This is a genomic window from Candidatus Clostridium helianthi (assembly GCF_045310795.1).
GTDB classification, from domain to species: Bacteria; Bacillota; Clostridia; order Clostridiales; family Clostridiaceae; genus Clostridium; species Clostridium helianthi.
The window spans coordinates 1-15,674 of record NZ_JBJIAB010000027.1; the positions used below are offsets into that span (position 1 = coordinate 1).

The 15,674-nt window shown below is 29.0% G+C and carries 16 protein-coding genes; 14 read left to right on the top strand and 2 right to left on the bottom strand.

Features of this window, described 5'->3' with window-relative positions; all coding sequences use genetic code 11:
• The first annotated feature begins 49 nt into the window (after positions 1 to 49).
• The 7 genes from ACJDTP_RS18230 to ACJDTP_RS18260 all read left to right on the top strand — a co-directional run bounded on the left by ACJDTP_RS18230 (position 50) and on the right by ACJDTP_RS18260 (position 5,237).
• Positions 50 to 562, top strand: coding sequence for an EFR1 family ferrodoxin (locus ACJDTP_RS18230; protein ID WP_406762033.1), 513 nt, complete (start codon positions 50 to 52; stop codon positions 560 to 562).
• A 74-nt stretch (positions 563 to 636) separates the two neighbouring features.
• Positions 637 to 1,257, top strand: a complete 621-nt coding sequence (locus ACJDTP_RS18235) for a GyrI-like domain-containing protein (protein WP_406762034.1) — start codon at positions 637 to 639, stop codon at positions 1,255 to 1,257.
• Positions 1,258 to 1,319: 62 nt separating this feature from the next.
• Positions 1,320 to 1,778, top strand: a complete 459-nt coding sequence (locus tag ACJDTP_RS18240) for an AraC family transcriptional regulator (RefSeq protein ID WP_077842521.1) — start codon at positions 1,320 to 1,322, stop codon at positions 1,776 to 1,778.
• Positions 1,779 to 1,884: 106 nt separating this feature from the next.
• Entirely contained in the window at positions 1,885 to 2,646 is a 762-nt protein-coding gene (locus ACJDTP_RS18245; RefSeq protein WP_406762035.1) for an EFR1 family ferrodoxin, read from the top strand.
• Between the two features lie 141 nt (positions 2,647 to 2,787).
• Positions 2,788 to 3,243: an AraC family transcriptional regulator gene (locus tag ACJDTP_RS18250; RefSeq protein WP_406762036.1), complete on the top strand. Its 456-nt coding sequence runs from the start codon at positions 2,788 to 2,790 to the stop codon at positions 3,241 to 3,243.
• 362 nt (positions 3,244 to 3,605) lie between these two features.
• Positions 3,606 to 3,932 (top strand): PadR family transcriptional regulator, encoded by a 327-nt coding sequence (locus ACJDTP_RS18255; RefSeq protein ID WP_161223789.1) that lies wholly within the window; start codon positions 3,606 to 3,608, stop codon positions 3,930 to 3,932.
• Between the two features lie 15 nt (positions 3,933 to 3,947).
• On the top strand, positions 3,948 to 5,237 hold the full coding sequence (locus ACJDTP_RS18260) for an FtsW/RodA/SpoVE family cell cycle protein (protein ID WP_406762037.1): 1,290 nt from the start codon (positions 3,948 to 3,950) through the stop codon (positions 5,235 to 5,237).
• A 246-nt stretch (positions 5,238 to 5,483) separates the two neighbouring features.
• On the opposite strand, the gene ACJDTP_RS18265 is transcribed toward ACJDTP_RS18260, so the two are convergent.
• Complete coding sequence (locus ACJDTP_RS18265; RefSeq protein WP_078115415.1) at positions 5,484 to 5,822, bottom strand: hypothetical protein; 339 nt, start codon at positions 5,820 to 5,822, stop codon at positions 5,484 to 5,486.
• Positions 5,823 to 6,070: 248 nt separating this feature from the next.
• Between ACJDTP_RS18265 and ACJDTP_RS18270 the strand changes: the two genes are divergently transcribed.
• A complete protein-coding gene (locus ACJDTP_RS18270; protein ID WP_406762038.1) occupies positions 6,071 to 6,358 on the top strand; it encodes a putative quinol monooxygenase in 288 nt (95 codons plus the stop codon).
• A 657-nt stretch (positions 6,359 to 7,015) separates the two neighbouring features.
• Here ACJDTP_RS18270 and ACJDTP_RS18275 read toward each other — a convergent pair.
• On the bottom strand, positions 7,016 to 9,829 hold the full coding sequence (locus ACJDTP_RS18275) for a sigma-54-dependent transcriptional regulator (RefSeq protein ID WP_406762039.1): 2,814 nt from the start codon (positions 9,827 to 9,829) through the stop codon (positions 7,016 to 7,018).
• A 354-nt stretch (positions 9,830 to 10,183) separates the two neighbouring features.
• Between ACJDTP_RS18275 and ACJDTP_RS18280 the strand changes: the two genes are divergently transcribed.
• The 6 genes from ACJDTP_RS18280 to ACJDTP_RS18305 all read left to right on the top strand — a co-directional run bounded on the left by ACJDTP_RS18280 (position 10,184) and on the right by ACJDTP_RS18305 (position 15,629).
• Entirely contained in the window at positions 10,184 to 11,059 is an 876-nt protein-coding gene (locus ACJDTP_RS18280; RefSeq protein WP_406762040.1) for a PHP domain-containing protein, read from the top strand.
• 174 nt (positions 11,060 to 11,233) lie between these two features.
• The gene (locus ACJDTP_RS18285; RefSeq protein WP_168981822.1) at positions 11,234 to 11,710 is read left to right on the top strand and encodes a PTS sugar transporter subunit IIA; all 477 of its coding nucleotides are present in this window, start codon (positions 11,234 to 11,236) and stop codon (positions 11,708 to 11,710) included.
• 25 nt (positions 11,711 to 11,735) lie between these two features.
• Positions 11,736 to 12,020 (top strand): PTS sugar transporter subunit IIB, encoded by a 285-nt coding sequence (locus ACJDTP_RS18290; protein ID WP_206154658.1) that lies wholly within the window; start codon positions 11,736 to 11,738, stop codon positions 12,018 to 12,020.
• A gap of 152 nt (positions 12,021 to 12,172) precedes the next feature.
• Positions 12,173 to 13,543, top strand: a complete 1,371-nt coding sequence (locus tag ACJDTP_RS18295) for a PTS galactitol transporter subunit IIC (protein ID WP_206154657.1) — start codon at positions 12,173 to 12,175, stop codon at positions 13,541 to 13,543.
• A 50-nt stretch (positions 13,544 to 13,593) separates the two neighbouring features.
• On the top strand, positions 13,594 to 14,256 hold the full coding sequence (locus ACJDTP_RS18300; RefSeq protein ID WP_168981821.1) for a class II aldolase/adducin family protein: 663 nt from the start codon (positions 13,594 to 13,596) through the stop codon (positions 14,254 to 14,256).
• A gap of 365 nt (positions 14,257 to 14,621) precedes the next feature.
• Entirely contained in the window at positions 14,622 to 15,629 is a 1,008-nt protein-coding gene (locus tag ACJDTP_RS18305; protein WP_406762041.1) for a dihydroxyacetone kinase subunit DhaK, read from the top strand.
• Positions 15,630 to 15,674: the final 45 nt, after the last annotated feature.

Consider the following 15,674-nt stretch of genomic DNA (forward strand, 5'->3'; position numbering starts at 1 on the left):
GTTGTTTTGTTCATTTTATATTAATGGATATTTTTCACAATAAATTATTTTGGGAATTTCATTTTGCAACATATATAATATAATGCTTAATTCTGGTTTTTTACTCCATATGCCATTAAATAATATTTTTGCTTTTGGATCAATTTCTATTGAAAAACAAAACAAAATTTTTCAAAAAGAAAAATATAAAGTAAAACATATAGCTAATATAGTTACAAAACACGAAAACTACAAATGTGAAGTTAGCCCATTGATATTTGATACATTGATTGATAGGATTTTTATAAAAACTACTGACAAGATAGTGAAAAACCTACATCTAAGAGATAAAGATTTTTGGGTTGATGATAATTGTAATGGTTGCAGATTATGTGAAAAAATTTGCCCTGTCAATAACATACAGTTTAATATTAATAAGCCAATATGGAAACATAATTGCGAGCAATGTGCAGCTTGTATTCAGTACTGTCCAAAAGAAGCAATTCAATGGAGAACGAAAACTAAGAAAAGAAGAAGATATAGAAATCCTAATATAAGTATTAACGAACTTATAGGGTGTTAGTATTAAGATTTATTTATAATATGACAGTATGTTGTCATGTTTAACAATTTATAATGATTATGGAGGTGATGAGTTTGAAATATGAATGGAGAAAAGAGGAAAAAGAGATCTATCTTCCAAAAGAAAAACCTGCTTTAGTTAAAGTCCCTAAAGAAAAATATTTCTGTATTAAGGGAAAAGGAAATCCAAATAATGAAGATTTTTCTAATAGAATTGCTGTATTATATTCTCTTGCCTATGCAGTAAGAATGATGCCTAAAAGTGGCTTTATACCTGATGGATATTTTGAATATACTGTTTATCCGTTAGAAGGATTATGGGATATGACTGAAGGTGGCAAGAGTAGTGATGTATTTAATAAAGATGAACTGATATATACCATAATGATAAAACAACCAGATTTTGTAAACGAAGAAGTAACACAGAAAGCCTTTGAAATTGCTAATAAGAAGAAGCCTGATAAATTATTAAAAGAAGCTTATTTTGATGAAATAGAAGATGGATTATCGGTTCAAATGCTACACATAGGTTCTTATGACAATGAGCCAGAAACATTTAGTAAGATGAAAGACTACATTAACAAAAGTAATTTAAAGATTAAAAGCTTAATTCATAGAGAAATATATTTATCAGACGCTAGAAAAGTTGAAAGAGATAAATTAAAAACAGTATTAAGATATACGGTAACTAAATAATAAACTTAAATTTGTACAAGAGTTTAAATTAATAATCATTTATACAATAAAGGAGAAATACTATGGCATATAAATTGAAAGAAATAACAACAAGAACAAATAATTCTGAAGAGGGAATAAAGATGATTGATGAACTATGGGGTGATATTGTAAGTGGTAAATTACCTCTTCTTTTTGATAGTGAACATATACTTCAAAAAGATGCTTCTCCAATTTCAAAATATAGTAACTATTCTAGTGATGAAAGAGGGGATTATGACCTTACAATAATGAATGTAACACCTGATTTCTTTGAGAAAATGGAAATGAAAGTGAGTAAAGGCCTATATAAAAAATATGATGAAAGAGATGAAGATGGGAAAATAGATGTGTGTGCAAAAAAAGCATGGGAAAAGGTATGGAGTGAGCAAAAATTAGGAGCTATAAAGAGAGCATTTTCGGAGGATTATGAAATTACTGTTCCTAGTGAATACGCAAAAGATGGAAATGCACATTGCTATTTATATATTTCTGTTCAGTAAAATAGAAAACATAATCCTAAAGATAATTTTAAATTCATAAATTTAGGTTTTAGAAATATTTATAAATTAGTCTTGTGGTAGTGGAAAGAAGTGATAGATTAAAAGTATGTTAGGAGTATATTTTAGTGGAACAGGTAACACAAAACATTGTATTGAACTGTTCGTAAAAGAACTTGATGCAACAGCGAAAAGTATTTCAATTGAAGATGAGAGTGTGCTAGATGAAATACAAAAAAGTGACTTTATCATTCTAGCGTATCCAATTTATTTCAGCAACTTACCTAAAATAATGAGAGATTTTATTTTGCAGAATAAACAAAAGTTTATGGATAAAAAAGTTTTTATCATTGCTACTATGGGATTATTCAGTGGTGATGGGGCTGGCTGTAGTGCAAGGTTACTTTCAAAATATGGTGCTGAGATTGTTGGCGGACTACATCTAAAAATGCCTGACTGTATAGGTGACGAAAGGGCATTAAAGAAAACATTAGAGCAAAATAAATCTATTGTAGAGCAAGCGCACATAAAGATAAAAAAATCTGCAAATCTCATAAAAGAGAATAATGCAACACAAGACGGAATTGGATTTTTCTATCATATTGCAGGTCTTTTGGGGCAAAGACTTTGGTTCTATGGAAAAACAAAAGAATATTCAAATAAGCTGAAGATAGACAATAAAAAATGTGTTTCTTGCGGAGTTTGCACGCAACTATGTCCGATGAAAAACTTAACTATTGTAAACCAGAAGGTAGCACAAAAGGGAAGATGCACCATGTGTTACAGGTGTATTAGTAATTGCCCTAAGCAGGCAATTACTTTGTTAGGAAAAAAGATATATGAACAATGTAAAATAGAAAAATATCTCTAATGGACAAAATGAGAATATACAGTATATATTCTTATAATGACTATTAATTTAGTAATTTTAAAAAATAAGTTGAAATACATTTTAAAGCGTTATATTATGAATTCAGGCACCGGTGTACTTTATTAACAAAGAAGGTAAGTCATGGATATTAATATTGAAATAATACCAGAATATAAAATTGCTTATATAAGGAAAGTAGGTCCTTATGGTTTAGAAAATGCGCAAGTAATGGAACAATTGAAAAGCTGGGCTACAGAAAATAGCTTATTTAATGAAAGGTCAATAATATTAGGAATAGCTCAAGATAATCCTGGAATCACAGAGCCTACAGATTGCCGTTATGATGCATGTCTAGTTGTTTCTGATGAATTTCATTTCGAAAGTAATAATATTAACGTTGGAAAAACTATGGGTGGAAAATATTGTGTGTTTAAAATAAACCATACAGTTGATGCTATACAAAAAGCTTGGATTGAAATATTTTCGGAGTTAGCAAAAAGAAATTATAAAATTGATGATAAAAGAAAGATTATTGAACGTTATACCATGCAAATGATAAGTAACCATTATTGCGAAATTTGTGTGCCTATAGTATAAAAAATATTAAAACAAATTCTAGTTTACCTGAGCAAACAATATGAAAGAGGTATGCTATGATTAATTTTGGATTTTAATATAATAATAAGCGTTTAAGATTTAGAATTAAATATCTGCATATTAGGAAGAAGTATCTAAAAAGATAAAGATACTTCTTCTTTTTGTAAATAATAAAGTGATGTTCTACATATGATCTAAAATACTTTATAAGCAAATATATTGTGTTATATTACAAGTTAGCGGCGAGTTTACTATAATTTTTTATAAGCGAAATTCCTAACATCAAGTTCATTTACAATATAAGGTTATTATGTTAATATATATACATAGATATACTAGGTATCATTAATGGAGGTCGCGTAATGAAAATAAATAAAGAACTTCTAAAAGGAAGCACAAATATCCTAATATTAAGTCTCTTACAGAGAAATGAAATGTATGGTTATGAAATAATAAAAGAAATGCAATTAAAGTCTAGTGGCGTTTTTGAATTCAAAGAAGGTACTTTATATCCAATACTTCATAGCCTTGAAGAAGAAAACTTAGTTGAGTCCTTTTGGAAGGAAGGTGAAAATTCAAGAAAAAGAAAATACTATAAAATAACCAAAAAGGGAAGAGAAGCTTTAAAAGAAAAGAAAGATGAATGGGGATTGTTTACGGCAACTGTAAACAAGATAATTACTGAATAGGGGTGAATAGTGGTTATGGGAAACGATACAATTGAAAACTACTTAAAAGAGGTATGTAGTTACATTAAGAATAAGGATGTACATCAAGAAATTTCAGAGGAAATAAGAAATCATATTAGCGAAATTGCTGATGAATATATTAATGATGGACTTGAAGAAGTAGAATCAATAGACAAAGCAATTGAAGGGTTTGGAAGTGCCTATGAGTGTGGCGCTAGGTTAAATAAGGTACATAGGGCAAAGCCTGATATAACTACTATAATATTGGCTATGGCGTTAGCAAGCATAGGCATATTTACCATGTATTCGATGAGCGAAAATAGTTCGGCAGTCTATGATTTAGCTTTCAATAATATAATTGGATTAATTATAGGAGGGATAATTGGTATAGGAATTTACTTCTTTGATTATAGAAAGCTAAAAAAATATAGTTACTATATTTTTTGGCTATCGATTATCATGTTAATAATTTCGTCAATGAAAGCAAATATTTTTCATGTTATAAAAATCGGTGAATTTTCTATTAGCGAGGTTTCAGTTCACTTGTCAGTAGTAACATTGGTTTTAATAGGATTAAGTGGAATAATAAACATTAGGAGCATAAATAACAAGATTGATTTGGCTCTAATTGGAGCTGTGGGAATTATCCCATTAATTGTATTTTATTCCACATCTGACATAACTATAGGATTAGTTTATTTGTGTGGTATAAATGTAATTTTTTTATCATCAAAAGTTAGTAAATCATTAAAAAAGAGTTTAATTTACATAGAAACAATTTTTATAGTAATATCCTTATTTTTATTGTTACGTGAGCCTTATAGAATTAAACGTATCTATAGTCTTATTAATCCAACCCAAGATCCACTTGGAGATGGTTATACTATTAATAGGATAAGAAATTTATTGTCTAATGTAACCTTGCTTGGAAACAAATTAAGTGTAAAAGAATTAAAAATTGGAGATGTAAAAAGTAATTTTGCTTTAATATATACTATATATAATTTTGGAATTATATTTGGAGGAATATGCATATCTGCAATGATTGTATTTGTAGCAAGAATATTTAATATCATGAGAAAAGTTAAGGATTCTTATGGAAGAATGCTAGTATTGTCCATAGGATATGTATTTTTTGTACAAACAATAATAAATCTTCTTAGTAATCTTGGAATTATGGGGATTTATATTAGTTTACCATTTATTTGTTTTGGAAGTATTGATTATATTATAAGTATATCAATGGTTGGCTTAATATGTAGTATATATCGAAGGAGAGGGCTTAGTGATAGAGCTGTTAGTTAATCATTCATTTAAATAAATATTATTTTAAATAAACCTTTTTCAAAATTTAAAAAGTAAAAAAGTTACGAAGGTAAAAACAAAAAAAGTTAACAATTTAACTTAAGGTGAATCTCTATCTAATTAAAAAAGCCCCTCTACTAGGGGCGAAATAAGCACTTTAACTTAACAGGAAATAGAATTATCATAATATTTAATAAATTTGAAGATATTTTTACAATAAATTATCGTAAAAAATCAAAAATATTATTATTGAGTTATGCTTGTTGGAGTAAAAACTAATTGGCCATTACCTAATACAACAAAATTAAAATCTTCCTTCATTGGCCTTAAAACATAACGTATTGAATTACCTTCTAAACGTATGGATTGCTGTATTACTTTGCTACCATCGAATATAATCAAGAAAACTTCAGTAGGGGAAACATTCTGAGCAGTATACGCAACATTGGGGAGCAGATTTAAATCCTTCATTCTGTAAATACCTTGTGAGAATGTTTTTTGAGCTGGAGACGCAAAAGAAGGAATTGTATTTAGGTTAAGCGATAAGAATAAAAAAATGGAGCAGATAAAAATAATTTTTTTCATCGATTTGCACCCCTTCATAATTTTAGTAACTAAATTTATTATGTGAAGGCTCAAAGAAAATATTCGTGTTAGAAGATTTAAATATTATAGTAAAAAAGATCAAGAAATAGTCAGTGAATAAGCAGTTTATAAAGCTAGAAAATGCTATATATAATATACATCTATCTGTAGTCAATAATAAAATACTTATCTAATATGCTATAATTAGTTTATTAAAAATTTATATTGCATATAAAGGGGGATTAATTATGATAGTAAAAAGTGTAACAATTTATGTAAAACAAGAGCATGTAGATGAATTTATTAAAGCAACTAAAGAAAATCAAAATAATTCATTGAAAGAAAAAGGAATTATATGTTTTGATTTTTTTCAATGCAAAGATGATTCAACTAGGTTTTTACTTTACGAAGGCTATAAATCAGAAGACGATGTGAACAAACATATGGAAACCGAACACTTTAAAAAATGGATTAATACAGTTGAACAGTGGTTTTCAGCTCCGAGAGATAAGGCTACATACATACTTGTTCGCTAAATAGTATAAACGTTAAATGTAGAATAGTAACTCTATTTTGTATTAATAGATGAAAAAAATTTATATTAAGTCTAATCCTAGGCGTTGAGAGGTAGTAAGAATAAATTGAATTAAGCTAAGATTTTCTTAAATTTAATGAAGCCTAGCTTTTTATATTTATTGGTATAGATAACTTATATGTAGCTTTCTTTCATTGATAAGTAATATTCTAACGAACTATAATTAATGTTAATGGATATAGGAATACTTATACAATGTTATCAAATATCACAATAAAGAATAAAATTTATATTTTAATAAATGCTTCAGACATATTAAAAAATTTTAAGAATAACATAAGGTTTCAGAAAGCTGCAAAATAATAGATAAAATATTTGTTAAACAGGAGGTAGAAAGAGTGGATTTTACAGGAAAAGATATAGCCTGGGAGGCATAGTAGTATATCTTTTATTTCGGGACTTCTTAAACAAAAGAGAGTAATTAGCATAGTAAATATTATGAAACAAAGCTGAAGTTTTTATAGTTAATATTGAAAACTTCAGCTTTAGTATTATATATTCAAGCAGATAATTTAAACATAAGATTCTAGCAATCCAGCTATTTAATTAAGTTTAGAATGTAGAAACTTAAATCCATTAGCCAATGAAATAAATTTTCTTATTTCTGAAGAACTTTAATAATATAACATATCTCATCATCACTAATGATTATATCGTATGCTTTCTCAAGGATATGACATGACGTTTTTATTTTGTTAAAATATGATATATTACTTTGTTTAAATTCTTGTAAGTTTTCAAATTTTATTAAATCACCATGTACACATCTTTCGAGCATACAGCCAATATGAATTAGCAAATCTAAAAGATTATCCTGGTTATTTTCGGTATAGTTTAAATCGATATTTTCAACAAATTTTTTTATAATAGCAATTGCTAATTTAGGGTTTATATATTTAACATATTGTTCAAGCATGTCTTTTGAAATCTCATATACGCTTTTTGTATTCTCTAAATTGTTATCAGATAATTGAGAGCTAATTAAACTTGAATCTAAAAATTTGATAAACTCTGTCTTAAACCCTTTGGTTAAGAGTTTATTTATAGGAAAGTAAGGTACATTTATGTTTGGCTTTAAACTTCCTACGCAGGCAATAATATCATAATCTTCTGTTATATTAATTAAATTATTTTCTATATCATTATAGTTTATAGCAATAACATCTACTTTTGTTTTATAAGATTCGCCTATCATATTTATAAGAATATCTCTTGCAACAAGACTTGCACCTTGTCCTGTTATACATACAGTAATAATAGTTTTCTTCTTGTTACATATTTTATTAGATTTCTCAGAGATTTCAGGCATATTTAAAGAATTATAAATCTCTTCTAAGCTTTCCTTTTTGTAAAGTACACTTCTGAGAGCATCTAAAGCAAGTAGGGTAGATGCATTCTTTATTGTTTTAATCTTAATTCCGGTTTCATTCATTATTTTTTCACCGAAATTGAGTAAAGATCCCATATCCGCTAAGATTAGAACACCTTGTCCGCTGTTAGCTGCTGTAACTTCTAACTTCACTTTTTGATAAACCCTTTCTATTTCACAATCTAAAGGCATGTTAACAGCTCTTATATTATTAACACCTAAAAGTTTATTAGCTACAGAAGCCATGCTAGAAGCAGTGCTATCTCCGTGGCAAACTAAAATAATTCCAATATAATCGTTGGTTACATCATCAATCTTATTATTTGCAAGGAGTATTGCAAGATATCCCTTTTCGTCTTCAGGAATAAGTAATGCGAGCTTTTCAGAAATCATTTGAACTAATTTAGAAGCAACTTTAAATTCATTTTGATGTTGCCTTTTGATAATAGCAATATTAGGATTTTTTATGGATTTATTTTCTCTTAGTCTTTTTATCAAGGAATATATATGAAAGGTAAAACCAAAGAAAAACTTATTGTTAAATCGTGTTTCTAATTCTGCCTGAGCAAGATTAATAAGTTCGATAGAAACGTTTACTACATCCCTAGGAATAACCTTATATAAATTTCTAATGCTTATATCATCAGGATTAAATTTGCTTATAACACTGTTAAAATGATTTTCAAGTTCACTGTTTATTTCATCCTCAATTTCTTTTTTACTTAAACCCGCAAATTTTAATTGTTCCATTTTCGTATTTATAGAATCATATATATCATCATTATCGTTTAAGCTTAATGAATTATAGTCTTTATTAAAATTCTCAGAAGGATTTATTATTATATCTTTGGTAAAAACGCTTAAAAAGACCATATCCTTATTAGGGATATTAATATAATTTAAAGTATGTTCCTTTATTTTACTGCTTAGCATTTTAAAATTTACATTAAGCTCTTGATTACTTTTCAGATGCTCAAAAAATGCTTTTGCACTTAATAATTTTATTTCAGAGTTTAGCTCACCTATATTCCCAACTTTAAACTCATATAAAGCTAATGATTTTACAACTTTAGAAGAGATTTTTATTGGCATATTAAGTTTTACTGCTTCGTTATAAAACAATTTCTCAATTATTTCAAATTTTTCTTCTATATTTTTACCTCTATATGAAGGGAGGCCAATTATTACTGGAATTCTTCTTAAAAATGTAGATAAGAATGTGTCATTTGGATTTTCAGTGGTTGCGCATATAATTAAAACGTTGCTTTTTCTTGTTTTTGTTTCACCAAGTCTACAAAATTCTCCCTTATCCATAAGATAAAATAGCATTTCTTGACCATCAGGAGGAAGCCGATGGACTTCATCTAAAAATAATATTCCATTATTAGCTTTTTCGACTAATCCTAATTTATCATTATCAGCGCCTGTAAAAGCGCCTTTTGCATGTCCAAAAAGCTGAGAAAGCAAAAGTTGTGCAGCATTAAAATAATCTGAGCAGTTAAAAGATATAAAGGGAAAAGTTTCAGAGTTCAAGTTTTTGTTGAGTTTAGCATACTCATATATAGCAGATACAAAAGTGGTTTTACCAACGCCGCTTTCTCCAAGTATTAATGTATGAAGACCATATGGCGGATACATAATAGCAGTTTTAGCTTGTTCAACTTGATGGGAAAGACTATTTTTATATCCTATTAAATAGCTAAAAGGATCTAAAGCATTATCATCTTTAACAAACTTCTTAAGTATTTCACTAAATTCTTCAAGAGAGAATATATTATTTTTCTTTTGTTCTTCAGATAAATTAAGGTTTGAAACTATATGTTTGGGAATAAAGGTTACTGGTCTGCTGTTTATTTTGATAAGCATGTTGTTTTTTAGTAATTCATTAAGCATAGTACTTGCATTATTTCTTACAATTTTAAAGTGTCGCTCAATTTCTTGAGCATCGACTCCAAAACTAATATTTTTCTTAAAGTTATTCAAAATTAATTCTAGAGTTACTTTATTATTTATATATTCATAAATAATCTCAGATTTTTTCAAAATTATCACCCGCCCCTAAAGTAATTTGTTATAACCGTTTTAAATTGAAACTTTATTAAATAGTAATTAAGACCACTATAATGTTAAGTCATATTTTAGTATAAAGTTCCATTAAAATCAATATATTGTAAATGGAATGTAGCGATGGTAGTATTGTATATAAGCAAAGTGAAAATTAATCTCATGTGTAAATCATATAGAAGGCTCGAGTATTCGTATTTTATAAGTATAGGGCATGCTTGAGGATAAATCTAGTGTTTAAAGTGTTTATCTATGTTAATGGAGCAAAAAATACATTTTGCTTACTTGCAAGAAAGTTGTTTAATTTATAGTAGTTAAGAAGTTGGGGGTAATATGGAAAATATAATTGATTTGCATACTCATACTGTTATGTCTGATGGGAGTGACACACCTAAAGAATTAATAAAGATTGCAAGTGAAAAAAATATAAAAGCTGTTGCTTTAACTGATCATGACAGTATTGAAGGAAATGAAGAAGCTGCAAATGAGGCTAAGAAAAGAAATATAGATTTTCTTCCAGGAATTGAAATAAGCGCAAAATATGATAACAATAGATTAGTTCATATTTTAGGATTAGGAATAGATATGAATAATAGAAAATTTTTAGAATCTTATAATAAGATAAAAAATGCAAGAGAAGAAAGTGTAATTAATATTTTGAAGATTTTAAAAAACAAAGGCATAGATATAAGCTATAGTGTCTTAAAACAAAGATGCATAAAAAAATATTTGGACAGATATGATATATACAGCTATTTTCTTAAGGAAAAAATATGCACTAAACCTCAGGATATATGGGATAAATATTTAGATCCAATACCTTATGGGCCTTATGAATTAATGGATGTCCGTAAAGCTATAGAAATAATAAAAGATGCAAATGGACTTTCATTTCTTGCCCATTATAGTAAGAAAATAGGGTTTAGCGGATATTCAAATACTGAAATAGAAGAGAAAGTATTAAGATTAATAAATTATGGGCTAGATGGACTTGAGGAATATTATCCTGATTTTACTGAAGAAAATAGATTCTTTGCTAAAAGCTTGATAAATAAATATAATCTGCTTTCTTCTGGAGGCACCGATTATCATGGTAAAAATAGAATTGATATAGAACTTGGAAAGGGATATAAGAATTTAGATATACCATATGAAATATTTAAAAAAATAAAAAAAGCATTAAGAAATAAGAAAAGTAAAAATCTATGAACGAATATAGAAATTAATACTAAAAAGTATGCACTATTACAAATTTGAAATTGTGAGTGCATACTTTTTTATTTTAAAACATGTATTTACTTATTAAGTTGAATTATGCACTAAGTTGGCATTAATATTGCTATATATAAAAGTGTAAATGTTTAGATAAGAGGAGGGATAAAAGTGAATGAGACAGAAAGTTTACTAGATGAAGAATTAGTTCTAATAGACTATGAAGCAAAAAATAAAGAAGAACTGCTCAAAAGCCTTGCATCTATTTTGCACGAAAGGGGGTATGTAAAAGAATCTTATATTAATGGAGTTTTGGAAAGAGAAAGAGTGTTTCCAACTGGACTAAATACAGATGGTGTAAAGGTTGCGCTTCCTCATACTGATGCAAAACATGTAAATAAGGCAGTTATATTATTTGCAAAATTAAAAGAACCAATTATTTTTAAAGAAATGGGCTTGAGCGGCAATGATGTTGAAGCAAGATTGATTTTTATGATGGCTGTTAAAAATCCAGAAGAGCAAGTAAAGTGCTTGGGTAATCTAATGTCAATATTATCAAAAAAAGAAATGCTCATAAGTTTATATGAAAGTTCAACTAAGTCAGAAGTAATAGAAAAGTTATCTAAAGTATTATACAAAAATATATAAAAAATATTAAGGAGGAATTTGTATTATGAGCGATATTAAAAGAATTTTTGTGGCATGTGGGTCAGGCGTTGCGACATCTCAGACAGTTGCATCCAAAATAGCAAGTATGTGTGAAGATGAAAATCTTCCAGTAAGTGTAGAAGCAGTTGATATTAAATCTCTTGAAAGTATCATAGATCAATGCGATATATATGTTTCAATTGTTTCATCAGGACAAGACTTAGGAAAACCAACAATAAATGGAATTGCATTTTTAACTGGGATAGGCATGGAGGAAGAATTCGAAAAGCTAAAAAGTTATGTGTTGTAAAAAAATAAGAATTTACCTCCAGTTAATTTATTTGCAGTAGACCAACTGGAGGTAAAGAAAAATGTTTTATTAAATGTATTTAATTTAACTATAGCATAAATTTAGTGAAGATAAAAGATTCTATAAATAAAATAGATAGGAGGAGTTTAATAATGTCGGTAATTAATTATATATTAGGACTTGGGGCGGCTGTATTTTTGCCTATAGTTATGATAATTCTTGGATTATGTATGAAAATGAAAATAAAAAAAGCAATAATAGCAGGTTTGACTTTAGGAATTGCCTTTACTGGAATGAATGTAGTCTTGTCATTTATGTTTAATTCCATTAGTCCAGCAGCTTCAGCATTTGTACAGAATACCGGAATTCAACTAACTTCAATAGATGTAGGCTGGTCACCAATGTCAGCAATAGCATGGGCATGGCCATATGCTGTGTTGTTATTCCCCCTACAAATAGGAATAAATATTGTTATGTTAGGGTTGAAACTTACTGATTGTTTAAATGTTGATTTATGGAATGTTTGGGGTAAAATTTTTACAGCAACTATGGTTGCGGCAGTAACAGGAAACGTATTTTGGGGATTTGTTGCTGCAGGGATTCAAGTAATTCTTGAACTTAAAAGTGCAGATATTTCACAAAAACAATTATATAGAATAACTAAAATACCTGGAGTAGCATGTTCTCATTATATGTGTATACAAGCAGCACTGCTTGCACCCATAAATAGACTTTTAGATTTTGTCCCAGGTATAAATAAAATAAACATAAATGCTGAACAGTTAAAAAAGAAGATAGGAATATTTGGTGAAAATAGTGTTATGGGATTTATTGTTGGAACACTTATTGCAGCCTTTGCTGGATATGATTTAAAGGGAATTCTGACTACTGCTGTGGAAGTATCCACCGCTCTTGTTCTTTTTCCAATGGTTGCCAAGTTATTCATGCAAGCCCTTGCTCCTATAGCTGATGCAACAAGCACTATTATGAAAAAGAAATTTAAAGGTAGGCAAATCTATATCGGTCTTGATTGGCCATTCTTAGCAGGACAATCTGAATTATGGGTTGCTTCAATAATACTAGTACCAATTGAATTGCTATTAGCAATAGTAATGTCAAAATCTGGTTTGAATAATGTTATACCACTCGCAGGTATAGTTAACACAGTAGTTATTGTCCCAGCTCTTATTGTAACAGGCGGAAACTTAATAAGAATGATTATATTAGGAATAATAGCAACGCCAATATACTTAGCTGTAGCAACAAGTTTTTCGCCAATAATAACTGATCTTGCAAAATCAGTTGGAACTATAACAATACCAAGTGGACAATATATAACTTATTTTGGAATTGAAATGCCTGAACTTAGATGGCTTCTTGCGCACGGGTTTAATATAGTCAATGGAGAAATACTCGCACCAATTTTATTAATAGGATATTTCGCTTTATTCTTATGGTATAAAAAGTATATGAAGAATAAAGATTTTATAGCTGAGTCTGAATCAAACGCAGCAAGTTTTTAATATGAAGTTTATTTAAAATAATAATAAATATTTGAATGAGGTGTATTTATATGTTAGAAGATTTAAAAAAAGAAGTTGTAAAAATAGCATTAGAGGCTGATAGATCAGGTTTGTGCAAACATAGGTCAGGAAATTTTAGCATAAGAGACGAGAAAACAGGATATGTAGTTGTGACACCATCAGGAGTAGACAGAGAAGAATTAACATATCATGATATTTGCGTTGTAGATTTAGAGGCTAATGTTATAGAGGCAGTAACAAAATTGAAACCAACAAGTGAACTTTTAATGCATTTACAAATATATAAAACAAGACCAGATGTGTTTGCTATAGCACATACACATTCTCGCATAGCTACATCATTTGCCGTGTTAAACAAGCCTATTCCAGCCATAATATATGAATGTGCTAATTTAGGGCTTAAGGATGCAGTAATTCCAGTAGCTCCTTATGGAAGACCAGGAACAAGGGAATTATCAAATAGTATTATAGAACCAATACAAAGAGCAGACTGTATTCTTCTAGAGGCACATGGGGTAGTAGCTGTGGACAAGAATCCAAAGGAAGCATTATTAAAAGCTCATTATGTAGAAGAACTGGCAGAAGTATACTACAGATCACTTGAAATAGGAAAAGGAGAAGAACCTAAATCATTTCCAGCAGAGGAACTTCAAAAGTGGGAATATCCATCTGAAATAAAACTTATGAAGTAAAATTTTCAAGTATAGTTTTGCAATTAAACTGAATTTAGTTGAACTAATACTCTTAGGAAGTGCCTAGTCTAGAGGATGCGGTTGTTATCTATTGCTTTAAGAAGATTGGGGTTGGAGTGTTAAGTTTGCTAGTTATCAGATAAAATAATAACTTTAGCTGCAGTATTTTTCTAAGATATTGCAGCTAAGGTATATGAAGAAAAATAACAAGTTCTTGATTCAATATATCCTTTATATTGGGTAAATAAGTATATTTGTTATATGACGTACTACTATATAATACTGACAAAGTATTAAATGTTGATTTGTTATTTTTCTCAATATCGCCAAAATATCATATTAAATTTCCTTGGAGGTAGTATTTTATGAAAAAGTTAATGAATAAAGCTCAAGATTTTGCCAGAGAAACCATTGAAGGAATTATTTTAGCCCATCCTGAATCCTTAAAGATGGTAAATGATAATTTTAGATGCATTGTGAGAGCAGATGAAAGAAAAGCAAATAAGGTTGCAATAGCTACAGGTGGCGGATCAGGCCATCTTCCAACTTTTCTTGGATATGTTGGATATGGATTAGCTGACGGTGTAACAGTTGGAAATGTGTTTGCTTCACCTAGTGCTGAATGCATGTATGAAGTAGATAAAGCTATTAATAATGGAGCAGGAGTTCTTCATCTTTATGGAAGATATGGTGGAGATATAATGAATTTTGGAATGGCAGAGGAGTTTGCATCTTTAGATGGCATTGAAGTTGAAGAAGTTTTAGTTACTGACGATGTTGCATCCGCGCCAAAAGGGGAAGAAGATAAAAGAAGAGGAGTTGCAGGATTATTTTATGCCTATAAAATAGCAGGAGCTGCAGCTGAAAAAATGTATTCACTTAAAGAAGTAAAGGAAGTAGCCCAAAAGGCAGTGAATAACACTAGAACTATGGGAGTTGCATTAAGTTCTTGTACTGTTCCTGAAGCAGGAAAACCAACATTTACAATTGATGATGATGAGATGGAAATAGGCATGGGTATACATGGGGAACCTGGAATAGAAAGAACAAAATTAAAAACTTCAGATGAAGTGGTAGAGCAAATGTTAAATAGAATTATAGAAGATCTGCCATATGAATCTGGAGATGAAGTTTCAATATTGGTAAATGGACTTGGGGCTACGCCGCTAGAAGAATTGTATATTGCTTATAGAAAAGCTAGCAAAATATTAGAAGAAAAAAACATAAAAATATATAGGAACTATATAGGTGAATTTGCTACTTCAATGGAAATGGCAGGGCTTTCAATAACACTTCTTAAACTCGATAGTGAATTAAAAGAACTTTTAGATTTTGAAGCATATTCTCCATTTTTTCAACAGAACCGAAAGTAAAATTTAGTTAAGACAAAGTATTTGTAGTTAAGGAGGATAATCGGA